This is a genomic window from Zobellia uliginosa (assembly GCF_900156625.1).
Classification (GTDB): domain Bacteria; phylum Bacteroidota; class Bacteroidia; order Flavobacteriales; family Flavobacteriaceae; genus Zobellia; species Zobellia uliginosa.
On record NZ_FTOB01000010.1, the window covers coordinates 62739 to 87899 of the forward strand.

At 44.9% G+C, this 25161-nt stretch carries 19 protein-coding genes; 12 read left to right on the forward strand and 7 right to left on the reverse strand.

Going from position 1 to position 25161, the window contains the following annotated elements; translation table 11 throughout:
• Nucleotides 1-89 precede the first annotated feature (89 nt).
• The 4 genes from BW980_RS20595 to BW980_RS20610 all read right to left on the reverse strand — a co-directional run bounded on the left by BW980_RS20595 (nucleotide 90) and on the right by BW980_RS20610 (nucleotide 5925).
• Nucleotides 90-974, reverse strand: coding sequence for an AraC family transcriptional regulator (locus BW980_RS20595; RefSeq protein ID WP_076457045.1), 885 nt, complete (start codon nucleotides 972-974; stop codon nucleotides 90-92).
• Nucleotides 975-1245: 271 nt separating this feature from the next.
• Nucleotides 1246-2400: an alpha-hydroxy acid oxidase gene (locus BW980_RS20600; protein WP_076457046.1), complete on the reverse strand. Its 1155-nt coding sequence runs from the start codon at nucleotides 2398-2400 to the stop codon at nucleotides 1246-1248.
• Between the two features lie 9 nt (nucleotides 2401-2409).
• A complete protein-coding gene (locus BW980_RS20605) occupies nucleotides 2410-3780 on the reverse strand; it encodes an FGGY-family carbohydrate kinase (protein WP_076457047.1) in 1371 nt (456 codons plus the stop codon).
• A 39-nt stretch (nucleotides 3781-3819) separates the two neighbouring features.
• The gene (locus BW980_RS20610; protein ID WP_076457048.1) at nucleotides 3820-5925 is read right to left on the reverse strand and encodes a bifunctional aldolase/short-chain dehydrogenase; all 2106 of its coding nucleotides are present in this window, start codon (nucleotides 5923-5925) and stop codon (nucleotides 3820-3822) included.
• Between the two features lie 200 nt (nucleotides 5926-6125).
• On the opposite strand from BW980_RS20610, the gene BW980_RS20615 reads away from it, so the two are divergent.
• The 9 genes from BW980_RS20615 (at nucleotide 6126) to BW980_RS20655 (ending at nucleotide 17348) form a co-directional block, all read left to right on the forward strand.
• Nucleotides 6126-7166 carry a GntR family transcriptional regulator gene (locus BW980_RS20615; RefSeq protein WP_076457063.1) on the forward strand — a complete coding sequence of 347 codons (1041 nt, stop codon included), beginning with the start codon at nucleotides 6126-6128 and terminating at the stop codon, nucleotides 7164-7166.
• 219 nt (nucleotides 7167-7385) lie between these two features.
• Nucleotides 7386-10076: a c-type cytochrome gene (locus BW980_RS20620; RefSeq protein WP_076457049.1), complete on the forward strand. Its 2691-nt coding sequence runs from the start codon at nucleotides 7386-7388 to the stop codon at nucleotides 10074-10076.
• 40 nt (nucleotides 10077-10116) lie between these two features.
• On the forward strand, nucleotides 10117-10983 hold the full coding sequence (locus BW980_RS20625; RefSeq protein ID WP_245800123.1) for a 3-keto-disaccharide hydrolase: 867 nt from the start codon (nucleotides 10117-10119) through the stop codon (nucleotides 10981-10983).
• A 27-nt stretch (nucleotides 10984-11010) separates the two neighbouring features.
• The gene (locus BW980_RS20630; protein ID WP_076457050.1) at nucleotides 11011-12081 is read left to right on the forward strand and encodes an aldose 1-epimerase family protein; all 1071 of its coding nucleotides are present in this window, start codon (nucleotides 11011-11013) and stop codon (nucleotides 12079-12081) included.
• Between the two features lie 17 nt (nucleotides 12082-12098).
• A complete protein-coding gene (locus BW980_RS20635) occupies nucleotides 12099-13310 on the forward strand; it encodes a class I mannose-6-phosphate isomerase (RefSeq protein WP_076457051.1) in 1212 nt (403 codons plus the stop codon).
• Between the two features lie 94 nt (nucleotides 13311-13404).
• Nucleotides 13405-14433 carry a sugar phosphate isomerase/epimerase family protein gene (locus tag BW980_RS20640; protein WP_076457052.1) on the forward strand — a complete coding sequence of 343 codons (1029 nt, stop codon included), beginning with the start codon at nucleotides 13405-13407 and terminating at the stop codon, nucleotides 14431-14433.
• A gap of 21 nt (nucleotides 14434-14454) precedes the next feature.
• A complete protein-coding gene (locus tag BW980_RS20645; protein ID WP_217694821.1) occupies nucleotides 14455-15264 on the forward strand; it encodes an alpha/beta fold hydrolase in 810 nt (269 codons plus the stop codon).
• Nucleotides 15265-15349: 85 nt separating this feature from the next.
• Nucleotides 15350-16162, forward strand: a complete 813-nt coding sequence (locus BW980_RS20650) for a sugar phosphate isomerase/epimerase family protein (RefSeq protein WP_076457054.1) — start codon at nucleotides 15350-15352, stop codon at nucleotides 16160-16162.
• A gap of 34 nt (nucleotides 16163-16196) precedes the next feature.
• The gene (locus tag BW980_RS20655; RefSeq protein ID WP_076457055.1) at nucleotides 16197-17348 is read left to right on the forward strand and encodes a Gfo/Idh/MocA family protein; all 1152 of its coding nucleotides are present in this window, start codon (nucleotides 16197-16199) and stop codon (nucleotides 17346-17348) included.
• 98 nt (nucleotides 17349-17446) lie between these two features.
• Here BW980_RS20655 and BW980_RS20660 read toward each other — a convergent pair whose 3' ends face one another.
• From BW980_RS20660 to BW980_RS20670, 3 genes are all read right to left on the reverse strand, one after another.
• Entirely contained in the window at nucleotides 17447-18532 is a 1086-nt protein-coding gene (locus BW980_RS20660; RefSeq protein ID WP_076457056.1) for a GDP-L-fucose synthase family protein, read from the reverse strand.
• A 1-nt stretch (nucleotide 18533) separates the two neighbouring features.
• Nucleotides 18534-19646, reverse strand: coding sequence for a GDP-mannose 4,6-dehydratase (gene gmd / locus BW980_RS20665; protein WP_013994506.1), 1113 nt, complete (start codon nucleotides 19644-19646; stop codon nucleotides 18534-18536).
• Nucleotides 19647-19854: 208 nt separating this feature from the next.
• Nucleotides 19855-21228 carry a Gfo/Idh/MocA family protein gene (locus BW980_RS20670; RefSeq protein ID WP_076457057.1) on the reverse strand — a complete coding sequence of 458 codons (1374 nt, stop codon included), beginning with the start codon at nucleotides 21226-21228 and terminating at the stop codon, nucleotides 19855-19857.
• Between the two features lie 120 nt (nucleotides 21229-21348).
• Here BW980_RS20670 and BW980_RS20675 point away from each other — a divergent pair, with 120 nt between their 5' ends.
• The 3 genes from BW980_RS20675 to BW980_RS22410 form a co-directional block, all read left to right on the forward strand.
• Nucleotides 21349-22737: a sialate O-acetylesterase gene (locus BW980_RS20675; protein WP_076457058.1), complete on the forward strand. Its 1389-nt coding sequence runs from the start codon at nucleotides 21349-21351 to the stop codon at nucleotides 22735-22737.
• A 70-nt stretch (nucleotides 22738-22807) separates the two neighbouring features.
• On the forward strand, nucleotides 22808-24919 hold the full coding sequence (locus tag BW980_RS20680; RefSeq protein WP_083690574.1) for a thioredoxin domain-containing protein: 2112 nt from the start codon (nucleotides 22808-22810) through the stop codon (nucleotides 24917-24919).
• A gap of 99 nt (nucleotides 24920-25018) precedes the next feature.
• Nucleotides 25019-25161, forward strand: a 143-nt coding sequence (locus BW980_RS22410; protein WP_139327670.1) for an FAD-binding protein, incomplete at its 3' end; no start/stop codon positions are given.

Consider the following 25161-nt stretch of genomic DNA (forward strand, 5'->3'; position numbering starts at 1 on the left):
CGTATGCTCAAATATAACCTAAAGCCCTTAGGGGGGAGACACGTGTATTATCTTGTGTCGGCACTATATTAACATTCTGCCCGGTAAAATTATACCGCTTCTTTTTTCTTGTTGTATTTATGCATGTATTCCGTAGGGGTAATATTCATTAAGGCTTTGAACTGTCGGTTGAAGTTGGTAAGGGTATTGAAGCCCGATTGGTAACAAATGGTGGAAATCTGCATTTCCCCCTCAATCAAAAGTTTACAGGCATTTCTTAATCGTATTTCGTTCAAATATTGGGTAAACGATTTTCGGGTGCGCTTTTTGAAGTAACGGCAAAAGGCATTGGGGGTCATATGTGCTATTGAAGCCACTTTTTCCAGCTCTATTTTCTTTTCAAAGTTTTCGGTAAGAAAGGTAATGACCTTGCCCATGCGGTCTTTTTCATTATTGTTATAGGTGTTGGCTATAACTTCTGAACAGAGCGTTTTGTAATTTTCACTTATGGATAGGGTGTCGAGCACATTAAGAAGGCCTACAACACTAGATAGCCCTTGGTCACCGACAAGACCCGTAATCAGATTGTGGACCATATAAGTGGTAGCTTTTGAGAATTTTATGCCCCGGTCGGCAAGTTGGAATAGACTTTTTAGTTTTTGTGATTCGGTAAGATCCAAAAATTCCCTACCTAGAAAATTTGATTCAAATTTGATTACGATGAGGTTGACGGCTTCGGCTTCCTGCTGGTCTTGATAGTATTCCTTATGGTTTTTGAACAGATGCGGTACATTGCTTCCAATGAGATAGAGCTCCCCAGGGCCAAAACTTCCTATAGAATTGCCAACGTATCTGGTGCCACTGCTTTTTATAAAGTATATCAGCTCAAGTTCTTTATGGAAATGCCAGTTTTGCTCTATACACGGCAGTCGGTCTTGTCTCGCTAAAAAAGAGTTTTCAGGTCGTTTTTCGGTCTGTTTGTACGTCAGCTTCATAGTCTATTTCTCTGTTTACTTTCCCGCTCTAAAAGTTCGAATGGATTGTCAAATTTTTCGAAATTCCTTTTTTTTACAAGGTGAAATTCCGATAAATATACAAAATTACCTCAAATAATATCAAATGTTTGATTTAAGGATAGAATAGTGTGGGTTTTAGATGTGGCTATGGCTGTGTACTTGCCCACTGCTTTATAGGATTAGGGTCTAAAACTAAAGAACCCCTCGAAAGAGGGGCCCAGTTTAACAACGGATAATGTCGATTTGGTACTTATTGTTTTTTTATAATGTGTTGTGGTAGATCTTCGACACGTTCACAACACAATTGGTCCATGACTTGTTTGAACTGGGTTTTAAGCATGGTGATGGTATGGTCGCCACCCGCGTTGCCCAAAGCGCCGACACCGTACATGAAAGATCGCCCCATAAAGGTAAATTTGGCTCCGGAGGCCATGGTACGGGCAATATCCGGACCTGAACGCATACCGCTGTCCATCATGATCTCGATTTGATCACCGTATTTGGGTGCGATATCGTGAAGGCTGTGTATGGTAGATTCGGCCGCATCGAGTTGTCGGCCCCCGTGATTGGATAAAATAATGCCATCAAAGCCCATGCGTATGGCATCTTGGGTGTCTTGTTCCGAAGCCACCCCTTTTAAGACCAATTTTCCCTTCCACTTATCGCGGATCGGTTTAATTTTTTCTTCATTGAGCCGACCGGAAAAGGTCTTGTCCATGAATTGTCCTAACTGCTTTAGGTTGAGCCCTTCCGGGGTATATGGTTTTAGGGTTTCAAATGTAGGCTGGCCGTACTTTAGGGTGTTCATGGCCCATGTAGGTTTGCCTAAAATTTGAAGTATGTTGGTCAACGACATCTTGGGGGGCAGGGCCAAACCATTGCGTATGTCACGTGGACGGTAACCAAAGGTCGGTACATCGCACAACAGGACAAGAACGGGACATTGCGCGGCCTCGGCACGTTTGATGATGTCGTCACGTAATGCATCCTCTACCGGATTATACAGTTGAAACCAGGCCTTGCCCTCGGTTATTTCACTGGCGCGTTCAATACTCATGGTCGTGACGGTACTCAGTATGAAGGGAATGTTGTGTGCATATGCCGCCTTGGCCAAGATTTCGGGTGAATTGGGCCACATAAGCCCTTGAAGTCCCACAGGGGCGATACCAAAAGGCGCATCGAATTCCATGCCCAGTACCTTTGTTTGGGTAGAACTTGTGCCGTAATTTCTGAGGTAGCGGGGCTGTAGCTGTACTTTGCGAATGTCGGAGGTATTTCGTGAAATACTTACGTCTTCGTTACATCCTCCATCCAAATATTCAAAAGCGAATTTGGGAATCCTTTTTTTTGCCTTGGTCCTTAGGTCATCTACGGACGGATAGGCGGAATTGATTTTAGCGGCCATAGGTTCTGTTTATTTAAGGATAAAAGGAATGTGTTTTTTTAGGGAATAGTTCTTTTTCAGGAACTTCGAGTTCAATTTGGTGTCGGAAATGGCTATTGCCGCGCCCAGGGCGGAACCTAGGGACGAATCCGTTGTTCGAAGCTTCATGTTCCTAAGGTAGTGCGATACGAGTTTGATGTAAATGTCATTATCGCTAAACCCCCCATCTACATATAGTCTTTCTATGGTGTCTTTGCCGGCCACGATATTAATGCTCTCCACTTGTAATAGCACCAATTCTATCATCAGGTGGTGGTAGGCATGTTCAAACCTGTCGTAGCTATAGTTCGTTTCGCTCGGCATGTTTTTATGCTCGAGACTGAACCATTTAAAGGAAAACTGAAAATCTTTTATGATATCGAAAAAGGTATCGTAATCGAACATTACTTTTTTATGGTAGTCGTCGGCTACATTAAACTTTTTAGTCAGTTCCTCTACTTGGAGCCGGTACTCGTTTCCTAAAAACAAGCGATTTGACTTTACCGGTTTTCCGTTAATACGCATATAGTTGATACAGCCTTTATCTACGTCGTCTTCCGATAGCGATGTTTCGGTAAACGGGTTAAGGGCAATGCTCCATGTTCCTGTCGATACTAAGATGAATTTTTTCTTAATACTGCGAACGTAGGGTAAAAGTGCCGCGGAACTGTCGTGAATGCCCACTCCGATTTTAATGCGTTTACCGTTATAATTCATATTGATGCTCGTTTCCGTAGAAACAATGGGCGGTAATTTAGAGTTTATCCCTTCCTTGTAGACCCATTCGTGGTAATCTTTCTTGTTGTAGTCCCACAAGGCGGTATGGCAACCTATACTGGTGTACTCGCTCAAAGGGATCCCCGTAAATATGTAGCTGATATATTGGGGAAGGTGTAAAGAAACCGCTATTTTCTTATAGACCTTGGGTTTGGTATGTTTGAGCCAATACAGTTGCATTCCCGAATTCAGCATTCCCGAATTGGAGGAACCTGTACTTTGGGCGAATGTGTTTTCCGGACCGTATTTGGCATAGAATGCATCTATTAATTTAGGGTCATAGGGCTTTGTATAATTGTACAAAGGCGTAAGCACTTCACCGTTTTCGTCTAAATGGACGAAGCTCGCCCCATAGGTAGAAAAGTTAATGGCGGTAATGGTGTACTTTTTTGATTTCAAAATACGCTCGAATACCGCCTTTAACCATTCTTGTAGGGCCTTTAGGTCTTCCGTAGGGTGTCCGTCTTCATCTTCAATAAAGTCGAAACGGGTATATTCCCTATATACTTCTTGAAAATCCTCGTCAAAAAGAAAGAACTTTTTGTTCGTTTTTCCAATGTCGAATACCGCGGTAACCTCTTTCATGCTCTTTATCGTAATCTAAATAATGTTGTGTTCCCTTTTCTATCGTACAAAGGCATTGGCCATTCCTCCATCTACATTAATGATGTTTCCGGTGCTTTTGTTCAAGACCGCGACCAGGGCGAATACCCCATTGGCGATGTCGGCCGGATAAATAATTTGGTTCAACAGGTTTCTTTTGGCATAGTGTGCGGGGAGTTCTTCAACGCTAATACCATAGGCTTTGGCCCGACCTTCGGCCCAGTCGCCTTCCCATATTTTGCTACCTACGATGACCCCGTCAGGGTTGACCGTATTTACACGTATTTGGTCACTGCCCAACTCGGCGGCCAAAAGGCGTGCCATGTGTTGTTGTGCGGCCTTTGAAGTGCCGTAGGCTACATTGTTGGGGCCTGAAACCAATCCGTTTTTACTGGCAATACTTATAAAGTCGCCACCTAGGTTTTGTTTGCGCATAATGGCTACCGCTTTTTTGGCGAGTTCAAACTGGCCTTTTACCAAAACATTCTGAAGAATGTCCCAATCTTTTTCAGTGGTTTCCTCCAAGGGTTTTGAAATGGCGAGTCCGGCACTGTGTACCACAATATCGACGCCCCCGAAATCAAGACAGGCTTTTTTAAAGGCATTTTCTATGGAGTCGGATTTGGTAACATCGCAGACGGCATAGCTGGCCGTATCCCTACCGTAAGTTTGAAGGGCTTCCCGTAAGCGATCTTCCGCAATATCGGTAAGTACCACATTGGCACCTTCCTCGGCGAGTTTATCGGCAATGGCCTTGCCTATACCGCCACCGCCACCCGTTACCAAGGCTACTTTTCTCGACAGTGGTTTTTCCTTGGGCATGCGCTGTAGTTTGGCTTCTTCCAAGAGCCAATATTCAATATCGAAAGCCTCTTGTCGAGGTAGCGAGGTGTATGATGTTATGGCTTCTGCGCCCCGCATTACATTTATGGCGTTGACGTAAAATTCATTGGCCACCCGTGTGGTCTGTTTGTTCTTGGCAAAACTGAACATTCCCACTCCGGGTAAGATGATTATAACCGGACTGGCATCGCGCATGGCCGGGCTATTGGCCCTTTTATGGGTGTTGTAGTAATCGGCGTATTCTTTCTTGTACTGTTCAAAGGCAGGTTTTAGTTGCTTAAGGACGGCATCGGTATCGGTAAAATCGGCATTGGCGTCAATGTCAAGGACCAAGGGTTGTATTTTGGTTCTCAGAAAATGGTCGGGACAAGAAGTGCCCATAGGGGCCAAACGTTCTAGGTCATTGCTGTTGATGAACTCAAGTACGACATCGCTATCGTTAAAATGTCCGATCATCCTATTCTCCGAAGAGCATAGGCCACGTAGCAAGGGCATGAGCTGGGCGGCTTTTTCGGCCCTTTCTTTTTCGGGGAGGCTTCCTATTTTCTGTCCGCCAAAAACGCTTCCTTTTTCCTGTATTTTTTTTTCAATATATGCGGAGGCCATTTCAATGACCTCTAAACTGTTCATGTACGATTCGTAAGACGTATCGCCCCAAGTGAAGAGACCGTGGCTCCCTAAAACGATACCGCGAATACCGGGGTTGTCGGCAAGACATTTTTCCAATTGAAGTCCTAAATCGAAACCGGGCCTTTGCCAAGGAACCCAGCCCATGGTATCTCCCCAAATCTCTTTGGTCACTTTTTCACTGTCTTTTGCCGCAGCCACGGCAATAAGCGCATCTGGATGTAAATGGTCTATATGTTTAAAGGGGAGCAAGCCATGCAAGGGGGTGTCAATGGAGGGGGCTTTGCTATCTAGGTCGTAGATGCAATGGTTAAAAAGGCCTACCATGCGATCTTCGTCCTCAAGGCCGCCATATACGTCTTTTAAATTTCTGAGTCGCTCGGTGTACAAGCCTGCAATTCCGGCCTTGGTCAAGGTGCCTATGTCCCCTCCCGAACCCTTGATCCACATGACCTCTACTTCCTCATTGGTAAGCGGGTCTTTCTCTATGGTCTTGCAGCTAGTGTTTCCGCCGCCATAATTGGTGATCCTGAGGTCAGCTCCAAGAATATTGGAACGGTACAAGAAGAGCGCAACTTGATCGTCTCCCAATTGGGCCGCTTTTTTATCGTCCCACAGATAATCTACATATTTGAATTGCTTAACCGAGTCGTTCATTCTTTATGGTGTTTTTTTTAGTTGAGGCTAAAGTAAAACAGTGTTACCGTGTTTCTATCCTGTACTGTACCGTAGTGAGACATTTTATTTTGTACGGATCGTAAGGTGTACGCTTTTACAATTTGTAAAACTCAAATTCTTTTATTCTATATTTTTTTTTGAACTTCACCAAGATTTTATAATGTCCCTTTAAGATGGAAATGTTTAAACACATACAGATAGACGAACAATCGAGAATACCTAAATATAGGCAAATTGTCGATTCCATTATACATAACATCTCCACGGGCAAGCTGAAAATAGATGAGAAAATACCCTCTATAAATAGTTTTAGTGAAGAATATTTGCTTTCGAGGGATACGGTCGAGAAGGCGTACAACATTCTTAAAGAGCGAAAGATAATCTCGTCGATTCGCGGGAAGGGCTATTATGTTACCAGGACCCAATTGATTTCAAAGGTCAACATCTTGTTCTTGATCAATAAGTTGAGTACTTACAAGATGCAGATTTACAATTCGTTTATCAATAGTATAGGGGCCAATTCCCATACGGACCTCCATATTTACCATTGCGATGATTCGCTCTTTCTGAACCTGTTGGATAAGAACATGAGGGCATACGATTACTATGTGATCATGCCACACTTCAAGTCCGATGATTTAAAGCACTTGAGTTTTACCGATGAAGCGGTCAAGGCCATTAACACCATACCTGATGACAAGCTCGTTATTATGGACAATAACAAGTTGCGGATAAAGGGCAATTGTATCGAGGTGTATCAAGATTTCGAAAACGATATCTATAATGCGTTAAAGGACGGACTTCATAAAATAAAAAAGTACCAAAAACTTGTATTGGTCTTTCCCGAAAATTCAATGCACCCTTATCCCCGGCGCATTCTACACGGTTTCCGGAAGTTCTGCGCCGAATTTTCCATAGCCTTTGAAGTTTTAGGCGAAATATATGATGATATCATCCTAAAAAAAGGAGACCTCTTTATTACCATAGAGGAAGCCGACCTTGTTAATCTCGTCAATCAGATTCGAGATAAGGAATTTGCCCTAGGCGAAGATATCGGGGTCATCTCATATAATGATACACCCTTGAAGGAGCTTTTGGGTATTACGGTTATTTCTACCGATTTTAAGATGATGGGGCAGACGGCCGCCCAGATGATATTGAATAAGAAAAAAGGAAAGGTCAAGAATCCCTTTAACTTTATAGATAGGGAATCGGTATAGGCCCGTATTCGTTTTTATGTTTTGGTCAGATTGAAACGAATCTATCCCATGCAGTACACTACAGGATAGTAAAGAAAAAATGCTTCATTAGTTTTAGGCTCGTAGAAGTGTAGTATTGCCGTGGTAAAGCCAAGGCGTAGCACATTTATACTAACTTAGAAGAAGATATGGATCGGCACAGGGCCGATTATCCCCTCTTTAGAAACAAAAACTAAGCATATGACCGTAAAAACACTGAAAACCGACATCTCTTTTCTTTTCGTCTGTTGTGTTTTGCTATTGATATCATCGTGTTCTTCTGATGCGAAAAAGGCTAGTGTTGATCCTGGTGCTGAAAATCCGAAAATCGCAAAGTTAAAATTGCAATCGGGTTTCGCCGCGGAGCATTTATATAGTCCGGGAGACAATGATATGGGAAGTTGGGTGGCCATGACCTTTGACAACAAAGGGCGGCTCATTACTTCAGACCAATACGGAGCCCTGTACCGTATGGAAATCTCACCGATAGGGTCCGATAATCTCTTGCCCGAAATCGAAAAATTGAAGATCCAAACCGGTGAACAGGTGGCCGATTCCATCATACAGATGGGCTACGCCCAAGGCTTGTTGTACGCGTTTAATAGCCTGTATGTTATGGTCAATCACAGGGGGAACGATGAGTTTGAAAAGACCAGTGGTCTCTATAGGTTACAAGATACCGACAGTGATGATCAATACGATAAAATAACCCTTTTGAAATCCCTAAAGGGAGCTGGGGAGCACGGCCCTCATAGTATCGTGCTTTCCCCTGATGGAAAATCACTTTACGTAATTGCGGGCAACCATACCGATTTGCCGGAACTGGATGGATACCGCCTTCCGAATAATTGGAAAGACGACAACCTTTTTCCACAGATTAAAGATCCACGCGGACATGCCAATGACCGTGGGGCGCCAGGAGGATGGGTGGCCAATCTTGATCCCGAAGGAAAGCGATGGGAATTGGTGGCTTCCGGTTTTCGTAACCCCTTCGATTTGGCGTTCAATGATTTAGGGGATATGTTTGTTTATGACTCGGATATGGAATGGGATCTCGGTATGCCGTGGTATCGCCCAACACGCATCTGCCATGTGAGTAGCGGGGCCGAGTTCGGATGGCGAACGGGTAATGGAAAGTGGTCGGCCGCTTATCCTGATAATTTACCTCCGGTGCTGAATATTGGTCAGGGCTCACCAACCAATGTCGTATACGGAAAGGGCGCTAAATTCCCTTCAAAATATCAAAATAGTGTTTTTGCTTTCGATTGGAGCTTCGGTATTATCTATGCGATAGAAATGGAACAAAAGGGCGCTTCGTACATCGGAAAGAAAGAGGAGTTTTTATCGGGAATTCCACTTCCCTTGACCGATGGGGTCATAGGTCCTGACGGTGCCATGTATTTTATGACCGGAGGAAGACGATTGGAATCGGATCTGTATCGCGTTTATTATAAAGACCAAGAATCTATTGATGCTTCGGATATTGTTTTGGAAGATACCAAGGAAAACAAGATCCGCAAAGAGCTCGAAACCTTTCATGGGGAAGCAAGGAAAGGGGCCTTGGCCTTCGCTTGGCCTTACCTGAACAGTAAGGATCGCTTTGTTCAATATGCCGCCCGTATTGCAGTAGAACACCAACCTGTTGCCACTTGGCGGGAAATGGTCTTTAAGGAGACGGATGCGATTCGAAAAATACAGGGTGCGGTAGCTTTGGCCAGACAGGGCGACGTAAGTCAACGCGATCGTATATTGAACTCCTTGGTCAATATAGACTACGTGAGTCTTTCTGGGCAAGATCAAGTAGATTTGGTACGTGCCATTGAACTAACCTTGTCGCGCTTCGGAAAGCCGAATGCCGATATCAAAAGAAATATCAGTACGTATCTTTCGCCTCATTACCCGGCCGACACCGATGTGCTGAACCAGTTGTTGAGCAAGACCCTGGTGTACGTAGATGATCCTTCGGTAGTTTCGAAAACATTGAGGTTGCTAGCGTCTGAAGAAGGGGAGAACGCCTCCGTTATGGCCAATACGGCTACCGATGCGGCGGACTTGATCTTGAGAAACCCCCAGTACGGAATGGATATAGCCGAAACCCTAAAAAATATGCCCTTGGCGCAACATACCTATTACGGTTTGGTGCTTCAGGATGCTACGACCGGGTGGACGCCCCAACTAAGGGAAAAGTATTTCAAGTGGTTTTATAAGGCCTTTTCGTTCAAAGCGGGCCGTAGCTATATCGGTTTTATCGATAAGGCTCGGAAAAAGGCACTGACCCATGTAGCGGATAGTAAAAGGGAGTTTTACAACCAAATGTCTGGTGATTCTTTGCTTAGCAAGTCGGGGAACTCTTTGGCTTCAAGTGCCGTACAACCTAAAGGTCCGGGCAAGAGATGGAAAGAAGAAGATATCGCCCCCCTGTTGGTCGATGGTTTGCATAATAGGAATTTTGAAACGGGAAGGAATATGTTCTTGGCCACCAATTGTATCACCTGTCACAGTATGCGTGGTGAAGGTCAGAATATCGGCCCTGATTTGACGCAGGTCGGAACCCGATTTTCTCCCGAAGATATCCTAAGGGCTATTATAGAGCCTAGTGATGTGATTTCAGACCAATACAATACAACCGTTTTCTCTTTAAAAGATGGCAACTCGATTGTGGGGAGATTGATCAGTGAGGAAGGGGCCGATTACAAGGTATCCCAAAATCCGTATGCGCCCGAAATTATCAGGAGCATACCCAAAAACGAGGTGACCGATATGAAAATGTCTTCGGTTTCCTTGATGCCACCGGGCAGTATTAACCGTTTGAGCGATGATGAGGTAAAGGATTTACTGGCGTATCTTATCTCGGGTGGGGATGCTAAAAACGAGGTTTTTTCCAAAGAATAAAAAAGATATACAAATCACTATTTCGTAGCGCGAAAAAGACATGCAAAATTCAGTTCTTGTAAAATATAAGAAGTCCGCTCAGGCCGTGATATTGAAAAGGAAGCAGGCCCTATGGGCGTCCTTTGCGCAGAGTCGAACGCTTGTTGCTGCGCTGATGTCCGCGGTTTGTATAGGGCAGTTCGGATGTAAGGAAGTGCGTGGTTCGGGTGATGCCGCTATCGAAAAGGAAGAGGATGGCTTCGTTGAAATTTTCAATGGATCGAATTTGGAAGGATGGGAAGGCAATCCGACGTATTGGAGGGTGGAAGATGGAAACCTGGTCGGAGAGGTAAGCCCTGAAACCCCTCTGAAGAAAAACACCTTTGTCATATGGCAAGGAGGGCAACCCGACGATTTTGAACTGCGCCTCGACGTAAAGATTACCGAATCGGGAAACAGCGGTATCAATTATAGAAGTGAGCTCTTAGACTCCATACCCTATGCATTGCGTGGCTATCAGGCTGATATAGATGGAAAGAACAGGTATACGGGGCAGAACTACGAAGAAAGAAAAAGGACCACTTTGGCCTATAGGGGCGAAAAGGTATCGGTCAAGGGGCAAACGGATCACAACACAGCGGTTTTACGCGATAACGTGAAAAGAAATTGCTGGCAGAGTAGGGAAGTGGTCGAGTCTTTAGGTGATACCGATTCGCTAAAAAACACGATACGGATGGAAGATTGGAATCATGTCCGTTTAGTGGTTCAAGGCAATAGGTTGCAACATTATGTAAACGGCATCCTGATGAGTGATGTTACCGATAATGATTCCGTCAATCGTAAGATGTCGGGCTATTTGGGTATGCAGGTGCATGTTGGTCCGCCCATGAAAGTAGCCTACAAGAATATATTCCTTAAAGAATTATAGCAAGTATTGAACAAAAATAAAGCAGCAATGTCAGCTCTCGATTATATTCATAACGGCAAGGATAAAATAGGCAATACCGCCCAAATTGGAGGTATTGAAACTTCTGTGCTCGATAATGGATTGGGACGTGGTAGTCGTATTGCATGGATCAATACGGGAACCGGACTTCGGTACAAGCTCGTACTTGACCGCGGAATGGACATTGCCGATGCCTTTTACAAGGAACATAGCTTGGCTTGGCTGAGCCATACCGGCGTTGTTCCGCCCGAGCGTTTTTCCGATAAGGGAATGGGGTGGATCCGCAATTTTGGAGGGGGACTTCTAACTACATGCGGATTATCACATGTGGGCGGACCAGAGGAGGATGAGTATGGGGCTAGGGGACTTCACGGCCTGATCAGCAATACGCCTGCCGAGATTATATCGATTGACCAACCCGATCCGGCCGCCGGAAAAATGGAAATGAGCATTACCGGTATAATTCGAGAAACCCAAGTGTTTGGTCCATCATTGGAGCTGAAACGAACCATTTCGGGCCAATTGGGCGAAGCAAAGATCAGCATTCACGATGAGGTCATAAACCGTGGAAACCAAAAGGCGCCGCATATGATTCTGTACCATGTGAATTTTGGTTGGCCCCTGATAGACGAAGGAACGGATTTGTTATGGAAGGGAGATTGGCATTCGCCTCCCCCAGATGCTGAAGGGAAAATGTTTAAAGACGGAATAAATTTCCGCAAATGTCCGGTCCCTATGGAAGCACATTCGGGTACGGGTGAAGACGTGGCCTTTATCGATGTGGAATCCGATGCTTCCGGAAGCGCCAATTGTGGCATCTATAACAAAAAGTTAGGTTTGGCCGTAGCGCTTCGCTTTCCTAAAGAGCAACTGCCTTGGTTGATCAATTGGCAGCATTGGGGAAAGAAGGAATACGTGACCGCTCTGGAACCAGCTACAAATCCGCCCATAGGCCAGAAAAGGGCTAGGGAAGAAAATAGCCTGATTTTTTTATCACCGAATGAAAGCAGGAGCTATGCACTGGAATTGGAAGTGCTGGCACCCGAAAAAATAGAATCATTTATAACATCCTTTTTATAAAATAAACATTGAACAATATGGCAAATTCATTAGCTGAAAAGGCATTGGAACAAGGACAGGGGATTTTACGATTGGCGCCGACATGGGTACCGCGTTCTTTCTGTGTTCCTGGTAGAAGAATAAAATTGCACCCAGACGATTACTACGTCTTAGGAGGTGAACGAGGCGGGATCGACGAACGTTGGTTTTCTTCTACGACCCCTGCGGAGAACGGTCCGTTGACGGGTAAGAACGAAGGCCTTAGCCAAGTTGTTCTTGAAGATGGCGGAAAGGAAGTACAGATTCTTCTCAAAGATGTAGTAGATGAGTTAAAGGGAGCCATTATAGGTGATCGCTTATGGAACGAGTACGGGAGCTGGCCTATGTATTCCAAGTTTTTTGACAATATGGGCCCCTTGCCACATCACATCCACCACAACGATGAACATGCTGCGAAAATCGGACAAAAAGGAAAGCCCGAAGCCTATTATTTTCCACCTCAGGTAAACAACCATGGAGGGGATTTTCCATATACCTTCTTCGGAATAACGCCGGGGACCACCAAGGAAGAAATAAAGGAATGTTTGATGAATTTTTCTAAAGGGGACAATAAAATCACCAATTTTTCGTCAGCGTTCAGGTTAGAGCCCGGAACAGGATGGGATGTGCCACCAGGAATGCTCCATGCGCCGGGAAGCATGTGTACCTACGAGCCGCAAAAGGCTTCCGATGTATTTGCCATGTATCAATCTTTGGTGAACGAGGCCATTATTCCAGAAGAGTTATTGTGGAACGGAACGCCAAAAGATAGAATGGGCGATTATGACCAGTTGATGGAAGTTATAGATTGGGAGTTGAACACGGATCCGAATATGTTGGAAACCCGTTTTATGAGACCTGTTCCCGTAAGACCGCTTGAAGAAATGGAAGCGGAAGGCTATGTCGATAAATGGATCTGCTACCGCTCCGAGGCCTTTAGTGCCAAAGAATTGACGGTCTTGCCAGGTCAAACGGTTACGATCAAGGATAGCGCATGTTATGGAATGATCATGATGCAAGGGCATGGTACTATGGGGGTGTGGGATATTGAAACGCCATCACTGATCCGCTACGGACAATTGACGCACGATGAATATTTTGTTACCGAAAAGGCGGCAAAAGCAGGTGTAACTATTGTAAATCACAGTAAAACCGATCCAATTGTCATGTTAAAACACTTTGGACCTAAAAATCCTGACCTTAAATTATAAATAAACCGTATTTTAGAGCAAGTGTATTTTTTACGTTTAATAAAATACACTCGAAATTAAAAAATAGATACGTTTAATTTAAAAGTACAGAAGTATGAAAGACAACGCTTTTCCAAAAATCCACAATGCCTCATGGCCCGGTATCGTGGGCAAAGGCCCTGATTCAGAGCCTCCCATTTCCCTTGATAAAATGCTTGAAATGACGGCCAAGGCTGAAGTGAACGGTATAAAGTTCGACGGTATAGATATCGGACTTTTTGATCCGCATGTTGATATTCATAGTTCTGACGATGACATCAAACGCCTGGCCGACAAGGTAGTGGGCTATGGTCTGAACATCGGTACGCTCGTGGCCCCTATTTGGGGAGGCCCCACTTTGGGCTCCGATGATGACCGCAAGACTTTCGTGGCTATGGTACAGCGCGCATGTCATTTTGGTAAAATTTTCCGTGAACACGGCGTAAGACAATATGGGGTAATTCGAATAGATTCGGCTTCTAGTCCAGAAGAATGGGCCAAAGACCCCGTGAACAATACCAAATTGATAGCCAAAACATTCCGTGAGGCCTGTGATGTTGCTGCCGATTATGATGAAAAATTGGCTGCTGAAGGGGAAATTTGCTGGGGAGGAATGCACAGCTGGAAAGCGATGGTGGAAACCTTAGAGGCCGTTGATCGACCCAATATCGGATTTCAGGCCGATATGTCGCATACCCTTTTGTATTTGTTGGGCTATAATGCCCCGGAAGATCGTATTCTACCTCAAGACTTCGATTGGTCCGACCGAAAAACCTTGGAAGCCGGACTAAAAACGGTTACCGATGCCCTAAGGCCTTGGACCATAGATTTTCACGTGGCCCAAAACGATGGAACCGTTCACGGAACGGGATCCCATGATAAGACCGGACGACACTGTTTGGCTACGGACCCCAACGGAAAACTAGATGTTGCCAAGGATGCCGGCTATTGGTTACGCGACGGTGACGGCGAATTGACAAAGGCTTTCAAGCATATTTGTTGGGACGGTTGTATGTTCGATAACGATGTGATGATGAAGCAACAAACTTGGAACGATATTCTGGCGACCTTGATCAAGGTGAGGGAATTACACGGATGGAGTTAACTAACAAAAAAAAGGAGAATCATGATGTCATTTGTTACGGTTAACGGAATACAATTATACTACGAAATAAGAGGTAAGGGAAAACCATTGTTGTTGATTATGGGTATTACCGCCCCATGTTCCGTGTGGGAAAAGCATGTTTCGTATTGGGAAAAAGAATACCGCTGTATCATTTTCGATAACCGCGGGGTGGGCTTGTCCGATAAACCGGAAGGTCCCTACACAACGGCCCAGATGGCCGATGATAGTGCAGCACTTTTAGACGCCTTGAAAATACCGAATGCCGCAGTGGTTGGCGTATCTATGGGCGGAGCGATTGCCTTGCAAATGGCCATTAGGCATCCTGAAAAGGTGTCGGCCATGGTGGCCATGTGTCCTTGGGCCAGTTGCGATAGAAAAGGAGAAGCTATTTTTAGACATATAACCCACATAAAGGCCCATTTGAGGCCTGAGCAATTTGCCCATTTTATGCAGTTGCTCATTTTTGACAAACCCACCTTTGATAATGACGCTGAATATGAAGGCTTGTTGGAAGGGCAAAAAGGAGCGGCCTTAGAAGCCATTCAACAGCCCTTGCACGGTTTGGAGGCTCAAGCGGAAGCCTGTATAAGCCACAATGTGGTGGATCAGCTACCGCAAATTCAGTCGCCTTCCCTTGTAATCGGGGGTAAGCAAGATATGTTCGTTCCTGAATGGATGGTGCGTGAGGTGGCCGAGGGTATCCCTGATAGCGAACTGCATTTGTACGATAATGCGGGGCATGCTTTCCATTGGGAAAAATTGGATGATTTTAATCCAAGAGTTTTGAATTGGCTAAAAGCCAACTATTAAGTAGAGCCTTGCAATGGCATAGGTACGGATATTCCGTACCTCCTTTTGAGGTGACGACAAATTCAACCCTAATAAAAAAATAACGATGTCAAAAATAAAAATTGGTTGTGAAACCTATACCTGGGCAATGTCCGGTGAAACGTATAAAAATAAATTAGAGCATATAATAGAGGTAACTTCTAAGGCCGGATTCAAAGGGATTGAACCCGATACCGGTTTTATGAACGGCTTTACTGACCCAAAGGTCTTTAAGGAGGCCTTGGACAGGAATAATATTGAATTATCGGTGCTTTGCCATGTGGAAGATTGGCGTAATCCGAAAGAGACGGATACCGAAAGAAAGAATGCAGATCAATGGATCGAGTTTATGAAGCATTTTCCCGAAGCTATCCTTCTATTGGTGCAAATGCCGGGGCAAGACCGTGAGCACTTAAAAGAACGTCAACAAAACCTGTTGACCTGTGTGAACGAAATTGCTACCAGGGCGGCAGGCGAAGGTGTGGTGTGTTCATATCACCCCAATTCTCCCATGGGCTCGATCTATAGAACCGAAGAAGATTACAAAATCTTATTGAACGGTTTGGATAGTAGGGTCATTAAATATACGCCTGACGTGGGGCACATGGCCAAAGGGGGCATGGATCCCTTACCTATTATAAAGCAATATCGCGAGTTGGTCAATTGTGTGCATTACAAAGATATGTACGACAATGGCAAATGGGCGGCAATGGGCGATGGTATTATTGATTTTAAGGGAATAACATCGTATTTAAAGGAAACCGATTTTGAAGGATGGATCATCGTAGAAGATGAATGTGATGCCGCTATCACAGATCCTGACGGTATTACCATGCAAGATGGTGTTTATATTGAAGAAGTATTGAGACCCTTGATATAGAAAAGAACATTTTTTAATTTAAAATTACAGATAAATGGCACACAAAAAAGAACTCCGGATAGGATTGATAGGTACTGGTTTAATGGCGAGAACGCATACAAACGGCTATAAGCGTAGCGGTGATTTTTTCCCTGAACTTGAATATCAACCGGTGCTTAAAACAGTGTGTGCCAGAACTGAGGAAAAGGTAAAGGCCTTTGCCGAGCAATGGGGCTATGAGTCGTATGAAACGGATTGGAGGGCGGTTATTGCCAGGGACGATATTGACGCCGTCGATATTTGTACCCCTAACCACATGCATGCCAATATTGCCATTGCGGCCGCCGAGGCCGGTAAAATGGTACTTTGCGAAAAGCCTTTGGCGCGTTCCGTAGCGGAAGCCCAGCCTATGGTCGATGCAATTGCCAAGGCAGGTGTGGCCAATACCGTGTTCTATAACTACCGTCGCATACCGGCCGTTACCTTGATCAAACAGATCGTCGATTCGGGTAAGCTGGGTAAAATATTCCACTACCGGGCCAATTTTTTACAAGATTGGACCATCAACCCTGAGTTGCCACAAGGTGGCGAGGCCCTTTGGCGCTTAGATGCCGAAGCTGCAGGTTCGGGAGTAACGGGAGACCTTTTGGCGCATTGTATCGATAGTGCGATGTGGTTGAACGGACCGATTAAGGACGTGTCTGCGGTAACCGAGACCTTTATAAAGGAACGCGTACACCAAGATACCGGTGAGGTCACAAAGGTAAGTATAGATGATGCCTGTATTTTTCATTGCCATTTTGAGAACGGGGCCTTGGGCCTTTTTGAGGCCACCCGGTACGCCCGGGGGCATAAGGCTTTGAATACCTTGGAAATCAACGGGGAACATGCATCCTTGAGATGGGATTTGCACGACATGAACTACCTTGAAATGTACGACCATGCAGATGATGCCGTAGTAAGGGGGTGGCGCAGGATCTTGATAACGGACAGTGACCAGCCTTATATGGATAAATGGTGGATTCCGGGTACGTCTATAGGCTACGAACATTCCTTTGTACACCAAGTAGCCGATTTCTTAAAAAGTTTGGAAACCGGGGAAGCCTGTGAGCCCACCTTTGAAAATGCCTTGATGACCCAAAAGGTTTGTGAGGCCGTTATCAATTCGGCCAATTCAAAAAGCTGGAAAGATACAGGTCTGGTGTAGGCATGCCTTGGGCTCCTAAAACCTAGTAAACTTAAAAACCCGAAATACAGCTTTTAGCAATGTATTTCGGGTTTTACTTTATGTAATAGAAGGCTTCCTTAAGCGGAACGGTACCAATCGTACATTTTCTTAATACCTTCTTCAAGATCTATTTGGTGCTTCCAGCCCAAACCGTGAAGTTTAGAGACATCGGTCAATTTTTTCATGGTGCCGTCGGGTTTGTCGGCATTGAAATTTAAAGGACCTTCAAAACCGACCATAGCCTTTATCGATTCGGCCAACTCGCGAATAGAAAGATCTTTGCCCGTACCGATATTGATATGGGTATTTCTGATTTCCTTTTCGCCAGAAGCATAGGTGTCTTCAAAATTTCTACTTTTCATAATGAAAATACATGCGTCGGCCATGTCTTCCGACCAGAGAAACTCACGCATGGGTTTTCCGCTGCCCCAAATTTCGACACTTACTTTGTCGTCGGTCTTTTTAACGCCGTATTTCTCCAAGATGGTATAGATTTCGCTTTCGCTTGCATTGCCATCGACACCTTCGATCGGGCGCTCGTTCAAATCTTTACGAACTGTTGTCCAGTCTTGTGCTTCCATGGCTCTGCCTAAATGCATTTTACGGATCAGGGCAGGGAGTACGTGTGACTTTTCCAAATCAAAATTATCGTTCGGGCCGTACAGGTTGGTGGGCATGACCGAAATGAAATTGGTGCCGTACTGTAAATTATAGCTTTCGCAAAGTTTAATACCGGCTATTTTGGCAATGGCGTAAGGCTCGTTCGTATACTCAAGGGTATCCGTAAGTAGATAGTCCTCTTTCATGGGTTGCGGACAGGCCTTGGGGTAAATACAGGTACTGCCCAAAAACAGAAGCTTCTTTACGTTGTTCACATAACTTTGGTGTACAACGTTGTTCTGGATCATGAGGTTAGCATAAATGAAATCTGCCCTATAGGTATTGTTCGCTACGATACCGCCCACTTTTGCCGCTGCGAGAAAAACGTATTCTGGTTTTTCTTCGGCAAAAAATGCGGCTACGGCATTGGCGTCGGTCAAATCAAGTTCGGCATGCGTACGCAATACGAAATTGGAAAACCCTTCGGCCTTGAGCTTTTTTAAAATGGCGCTGCCTACAAGACCACGGTGTCCTGCAATATAGATTTTTGCATCCTTGTTCATGCTATTCGAAATAATTCATGATACGATAGCCACCTTCTTTTAGGTAGGTGTCTTTCTTCATCAATTTTAAATCGCTCTGCATCATATCTTCCACCAAATCTTTTAAATCGTATTTTGGGGTCCATCCCAATTTGTTATTGGCCTTGCTCGGGTCACCGATAAGAAGGTCTACTTCCGTTGGCCTAAAGTACCTAGGGTCAACGGCAACGATTTCTTTTCCTATCTCTACTTGGTAATCGGGGTTGCTACAAGAAACAACGGTACCTTTTTCATCAACGCCTTCTCCTGTAAAAGCAACTTCGATTCCCGCCTCGGCAAAACTCATTTTAACGAAGTCACGAACAGTGGTCGTTTTTCCGGTGGCTATGACCCAATCTTCTGGTTCATCGGCCTGAAGGATCATCCACATCATTCTAACGTAATCCTTGGCGTGGCCCCAGTCTCTTTTTGCATCGAGGTTCCCTAGGTAAACCTTGTCTTGAAGACCCAATGCGATTCTTGAAGCCGCTCTCGTAATCTTACGGGTAACAAAAGTTTCCCCACGGATAGGCGATTCATGGTTGAAAAGTATACCGTTACAAGCGTACATGCCATAGGCCTCACGATAGTTTACGGTAATCCAATAGGCGTACATTTTTGCAACGGCATATGGGCTACGAGGATAAAACGGTGTGGTTTCCGACTGTGGTACTTCTTGCACCTTACCATAAAGCTCTGAAGTCGAGGCTTGATAGATACGGGTCTTTTTCTCCAATCCAAGAAGACGTACGGCATCGAGAATACGTAGGGTACCTATACCATCGGCATTGGCCGTATATTCAGGTGTTTCAAAAGAAACCGCTACATGGCTCATTGCCGCTAAATTGTATATTTCGTCAGGTTGAATTTCCTGTATAAGGCGAATTAGGTTGGTACTGTCGGTCATATCACCGTAGTGAAGGTGAAGATTCCGGTTTTCAACATGCGGATCTTGGTACAAGTGATCGATTCTATCTGTATTGAAAAGCGATGACCTTCTCTTTAGTCCGTGGACCTGATATCCTTTTTTTAACAAAAATTCAGCCAGATATGCTCCATCTTGGCCTGTTATTCCGGTAATCAAACATTTTTTCATAATGCCGAGTGCTAATGATTTTTTATTTTCTTCGGCAAAGATGTCGATTTATATCGTTACGGGCATAAATATAAGGCCAAAATAATTTAAAAATAAGGATACTACGATTGTACCGCTCATACTTTGAGAAACCCTTATTATGAGCATGGGTTTATGATAAAAGAAGCAATTGGTGTAAATCTTGATTACGAAAAATGTAAATATTTTCCTACTCAAACATTTCCGGAAGCGGATGTTGCCATCCTTCCCGGTACGTTCGTTGCAAAAGTTGGGTCGCTTCGGGGTCGTTCACTACAACACGTTGTTTTTGGTCATAGACCAAGGGGCGTTTGAGTTTCATAGCCATGTTGGCCAGAATACAACTAGCCGTCGATATATGGGCTTCTTGAATATTGGCTACAGGTATGCTTCCCGTATGTATCGCGTTTAAAAAGTCGATCATATGGGCCCGTGTGGCCGGTGCGGCATGTAGTTCTATATCTTTTTCGGTCAGGTCTTCCGGATATTTTTCCCTTTCGTAAAGCACGTCGCCATGAATTTTTTCGCCCTTTCCTGTCGGTACAAAATCATACTTTTTAACATCCCCCGAAAGTGTTCCCTTTTCCCCGTAAAGCTTGAACGACCAAGGGTAGTCGGGATCGGCAGGGGTGCCCCATGACCTATGGTTCCATACGCAGTCGAGTTCTTCAAATTCAAAAATAGCGGTTTGGGTATCGGCAATATTCGATTTTCCGTCTTTTTGCACATAAATACCGCCGGTAGAGCTAATTTTTTGGGGCCAGCCGAGATCCAACATCCAACGTACGGTGTCTAGCATATGAACGCACATGTCGCCCATAATTCCGTTGCCGTACTCCATAAAGGTACGCCACCATCGTCTGTGGGGCATGCCGTCAAAAGGTCTTAAGGGAGCGGGCCCCGTCCACATTTCATAATCGAAAAAATCGGGGACCTCTTGTAGGGGAGGGTTGTCATTGGCCCGCATATGGTAATAACAACAGATTTCTACATGTGATATTTTACCCAATAGGCCGGCATCTACGATATTCTTTTTGGCTTCTACCAGGTGGGGCGTGCTTTTTCGTTGGGTGCCCACCTGAATTACCTTGCCGTATTTGTTCGCGGCCGCCACCAAGGCTTCACCTTCCATAACGTCTACACTTATGGGTTTTTGAAGGTATACATGTGCCCCGGCCTTAAGGGCCTCGATCCCTTGTAGCGCATGCCAATGGTCGGGGCTTCCGATCAGCACGATATCTAGGTTGCGTTCCGCCAACATTTTTTTGTAATCGGTATAGAGCCGTGGCGTCTTTTTGGATTTTTGTCTAAAGGCAACCAGTTTTCCAGCCTCCGAAAGCATATTCCGATCGGGATCGCAAAGTGAAACGACTTCAATAGGGGCAACTTGCATCAGCCGAAATAGATCGCTCTTTCCGTACCAACCTGTACCGATGAGTCCCACCTTTAAGGGTTCACGATAATCAAAGTCCAAGGCATAGGCGCCAAAGGAAGAAAGGGCGATGAGGCTTGAGGTGCCCTTGATAAAATTTCGTCTGCTAAAAAGGTTGTTTTGGGTATCCATCGGTCGTTTTGTTGGGTTTATATCCTAAAGATATTTAAATCATTACAATTCGTAGCATTGTATTGGGGTGCTTTAATAAATTGGTATATTTAAAACTTTATCAAACCAATAATAACGTATATGAAACCTAAATTTTTGATTGTCGCTTTTTTAATGGCACTGGCCTGTCAGCCCCTATGGGCAAAGATTGAACTGCCTAATATCTTTGCCGATGATATGGTATTGCAGCGAAACGAAAAGGTCTCGCTATGGGGCTGGGCCAACACGGGAGAGGAAATTACGGTCCATACGAGTTGGGACAATCAAGAATACCATGTAAAGACCAACATTGAGGCGAGATGGAAATTGGAAATCGATACCCCGGAAGCAGGTGGACCTTACACGATCAGCCTTAAGGGAAATGAAAACGAAATTGTATTGAAGAATGTTCTGATCGGTGAGGTCTGGTTGTGCTCGGGCCAATCGAATATGGAATGGAGCGCTACCACAAACGCGGGTATAGACCATGCCGAAGAGGAAATAAAAAAAGCCGACTACCCGAATATTCGTCTTTTTACCGTAGCCCGAAGAACTTCCAATTACCCACAAGACGATTTGCCGGGTACTTGGGAGGTTTGTACACCGGAAACAATGAAAACCTTTAGTGCCGTTGCCTATTTTTTTGCGAGAAGGCTACAGGGGGAACTCAACGTACCGATAGGACTAATCGATAATGCGTGGGGCGGTTCGCCGGCAGAAGTATGGACCCCGAGTTCTGTTTTCGACAAGAACGAAGACCTAAAGGCTTCGGCCGAAAGCTTGGAAGAGACCCCGTGGAGCCCAGTATTCCCTTCACAATTATACAATGGAATGGTTCATGCCATAACGCCTTTTAAGATAGCGGGTACAATCTGGTACCAAGGGGAATCCAATAGAGGGAGATGGGATGTTTACGGTAAGCTTTTTTCCGAAATGGTAGGCTCGTGGCGAGAGGCTTGGGGATACGATTTCCCTTTTTATTACGTGCAGATCGCACCTTATAACTATAAGGAAGCCGAGCAGGGGGTAAGGATTAGGGATGTACAAAGACGTGTGTTGGAGACCTTGCCCAATTCGGGTATGGTGGTAGTGAGCGATATTGCCACAATAGATAATATCCATCCGACCAATAAACAGGATGTAGGCCTGCGATTGGCCAATTTGGCCCTGAAGGAAACCTATCAAAAGTATGAAGGTGAGGTTTACGGACCGCTTTTTAAGGAGGTCCATCCTTTGGGAAAAAAGATAGAAGTCATCTTTGACCATGCGAAGGGACTCATGGCAAAGGGCAAAAAAGTGACCCATTTTGAAGTGGCCGGAGCCGATGGGGTATATCATCCGGCGAAGGCCGTCATCAAGCAAGACAAAGTGATCTTGTCGTCAAAGATGGTAAAGGAACCCTTGAACGTACGTTTTGGGTGGAGCAATATTGCCGAGCCGAATCTTTTTAATGGAGCGGGTTTGCCGGCTTCGGCATTTATAAGTGAGTAACCGGCCGTCGGTTCGTTTTTTTAATTTCAACGCACGGTATTGTTTTGATCTCGTGGAAAAAAATAGTTCTATGACCTTACGTTTTTCTAGATATTTGACCGGTATTTCAATGCTGGCCCTTTTTATGGTTGTTTCCTGTAAAGAAAATAAAACCGGACAAGAAGTGAAAGTACATAAATACACCAATGCCCTAGCCAACGAGACCAGTCCGTATTTGTTGCAACATGCCCATAACCCGGTCAATTGGAGGGCTTGGAGCCAAGAGGCATTGGATGATGCCAAAAAAGAAAATAAGTTGGTATTGGTCAGTATCGGGTATTCTTCGTGCCACTGGTGCCACGTTATGGAAGATGAGACCTTCGAGAATGAGGAAGTGGCCAAAATCATGAACGAAAATTTTATCAACATCAAGGTAGACCGCGAAGAGCGTCCCGATGTCGACCAAGTTTATATGACGGCATTGCAGTTGATTTCAGGAAGTGGGGGCTGGCCGTTGAATGTAATAACCCTTCCCAACGGGAAACCACTCTATGGAGGAACCTACCACACAAGGGAGCAGTGGATGCAAGTGTTGACCAAAATAAGCGAATTGTACAAAAACGACCCGAAAAAAGCCGAGGAGTATTCAGATATGGTAGCGGCCGGTATAGCCGAGGCCAATTTGGTGGAGCCGGCGAAGGGGTTTGAATCCATTACCCAAGAGGCCCTAAAGAACAGTGTCGCCAATTGGAGCCCGAATTGGGATTTGGAAGAAGGAGGGGAAAAGGGTGTCCAAAAATTTATGATTCCCTCAAACCTAAGTTTCTTGTTGGACTATGCCGTACTCACGGAGGATGACAAAGCTAAAAGGCATGTAAGGAACACCTTGGATAAAATGGCCTTGGGGGGCGTTTACGATCAGATCGGTGGCGGTTTTTATAGGTATAGTACCGATGCATTTTGGAAAGTACCGCACTTTGAAAAAATGCTTTACGATAATGCCCAGGTCTTAAGCCTGTACTCAAAGGCGTATACGCTTTTTAAGGATGACGCCTACAAAAATGTGGTTTGGGAAACCATTGATTTTCTCGATAGGGAAATGAAAGATACGAACGGAGGCTACCATGCGGCATTGGATGCCGATAGTGAAGGTGAGGAAGGTAAGTTTTATGTATGGAAGGAAGAAGAACTGAGGTCGGTCTTAGGTGAGGGCTTCGAGCTTTTTTCCGCTTATTACAATATACATAAGGAAGCTGTTTGGGAAGACGGAAACTATGTACTCCACAGAAAGGTCGATGATGCTGAATTTGTAGAGGAGCACGATATTGAGCAGAGCAAGCTGAACTTTATAAAGTCGGAATGGAATAAGAAGTTATTGGCGGAAAGAAACAAAAGGGTGTTTCCGCGAAGTGACGATAAGATCATTACCTCTTGGAACGCCTTATTGGTCAATGGCTTTGTAGATGCCTATAAAGCTTTTGGACAAAAGCGTTTTTTAGAAAAGGCCGAGAGCGTATTTTCGTTTATACGGTCGAATGCCTATCAGAACGGAAAACTGGTGCATACCTTTAAAAAAGGAAGCAAGCGAAAGGAGGGTTTTATTGAAGATTATGCCTTTATGATCGATGCATCCCTCGAGCTTTACGGACTTACGATGAATACCGAATATCTAGATTTTGCCAAAGAGTTGAACGCTAAGGCGGAGGCAGGATTTGCCGATGAAGCTTCGGGGATGTACCATTATAACGAGGGCAATGACCTAATCGTCCGTATCATTAAAACCGATGATGGGGTACTGCCTTCCCCCAATGCCGTAATGGCCCATAATTTGTTCCGCTTGGGGCATTTGGACTACAATACCGAGTATACCGAAAAGGCGAAGCGAATGTTGTCGGCAATGGTGCCCGTCCTAACGGAAAGTGCACCGAGCTATTCTAAATGGAATGCCCTTTTATTGAACCATACTTATCCTTATTTTGAAATTGCGGTGGTGGGAAAAGATGCTGAGGTTCTAATAAAGGCCTTAAATGAAATCCATTTGCCCAATGCCCTAGTGGTAGGTAGTAAGGTGGAAAGCAACGCCCCTCTCTTTAAAGATCGTTATGTGGCCGATGGCACTTTGATTTACGTTTGTCGGAATACCACATGCAAGCTTCCGGTCAAGTCCGTTGACGAGGCTTTAAGGCAAATGCGAAACTTTTAAACATAGGGAATACAATGATCCATTTGTTAAAAGTGGTGTTACAACACTTTTTATTTATAAATTGTGAGACGCAAAGCAAACAGACAAAACAACTCGACTATGCAGATTAAAGAATCACCGGAGCTCTATGATGTCATCATCGTAGGTTCTGGAGCAGGTGGCGGTATGGCCACCAAGCAACTGGCCGATGCGGGCCTCAAGGTCGCGGTGGTCGAGGCGGGCCCCTTTTTCGACCCGGCCGA

Bases quoted from the DNA above. Each gene is read 5' to 3' on its own strand.
- BW980_RS20595 (WP_076457045.1), bottom strand. From the start codon at position 974: ATGAAGCTGACGTACAAACAGACCGAAAAACGACCTGAAAACTCTTTT.
- BW980_RS20600 (WP_076457046.1), bottom strand. From the start codon at position 2,400: ATGGCCGCTAAAATCAATTCCGCCTATCCGTCCGTAGATGACCTAAGG.
- BW980_RS20605 (WP_076457047.1), bottom strand. From the start codon at position 3,780: ATGAAAGAGGTTACCGCGGTATTCGACATTGGAAAAACGAACAAAAAG.
- BW980_RS20610 (WP_076457048.1), bottom strand. From the start codon at position 5,925: ATGAACGACTCGGTTAAGCAATTCAAATATGTAGATTATCTGTGGGAC.
- BW980_RS20615 (WP_076457063.1), top strand. From the start codon at position 6,126: ATGTTTAAACACATACAGATAGACGAACAATCGAGAATACCTAAATAT.
- BW980_RS20620 (WP_076457049.1), top strand. From the start codon at position 7,386: ATGACCGTAAAAACACTGAAAACCGACATCTCTTTTCTTTTCGTCTGT.
- BW980_RS20625 (WP_245800123.1), top strand. From the start codon at position 10,117: ATGCAAAATTCAGTTCTTGTAAAATATAAGAAGTCCGCTCAGGCCGTG.
- BW980_RS20630 (WP_076457050.1), top strand. From the start codon at position 11,011: ATGTCAGCTCTCGATTATATTCATAACGGCAAGGATAAAATAGGCAAT.
- BW980_RS20635 (WP_076457051.1), top strand. From the start codon at position 12,099: ATGGCAAATTCATTAGCTGAAAAGGCATTGGAACAAGGACAGGGGATT.
- BW980_RS20640 (WP_076457052.1), top strand. From the start codon at position 13,405: ATGAAAGACAACGCTTTTCCAAAAATCCACAATGCCTCATGGCCCGGT.
- BW980_RS20645 (WP_217694821.1), top strand. From the start codon at position 14,455: ATGATGTCATTTGTTACGGTTAACGGAATACAATTATACTACGAAATA.
- BW980_RS20650 (WP_076457054.1), top strand. From the start codon at position 15,350: ATGTCAAAAATAAAAATTGGTTGTGAAACCTATACCTGGGCAATGTCC.
- BW980_RS20655 (WP_076457055.1), top strand. From the start codon at position 16,197: ATGGCACACAAAAAAGAACTCCGGATAGGATTGATAGGTACTGGTTTA.
- BW980_RS20660 (WP_076457056.1), bottom strand. From the start codon at position 18,532: ATGAACAAGGATGCAAAAATCTATATTGCAGGACACCGTGGTCTTGTA.
- gmd (WP_013994506.1), bottom strand. From the start codon at position 19,646: ATGAAAAAATGTTTGATTACCGGAATAACAGGCCAAGATGGAGCATAT.
- BW980_RS20670 (WP_076457057.1), bottom strand. From the start codon at position 21,228: ATGGATACCCAAAACAACCTTTTTAGCAGACGAAATTTTATCAAGGGC.
- BW980_RS20675 (WP_076457058.1), top strand. From the start codon at position 21,349: ATGAAACCTAAATTTTTGATTGTCGCTTTTTTAATGGCACTGGCCTGT.
- BW980_RS20680 (WP_083690574.1), top strand. From the start codon at position 22,808: ATGACCTTACGTTTTTCTAGATATTTGACCGGTATTTCAATGCTGGCC.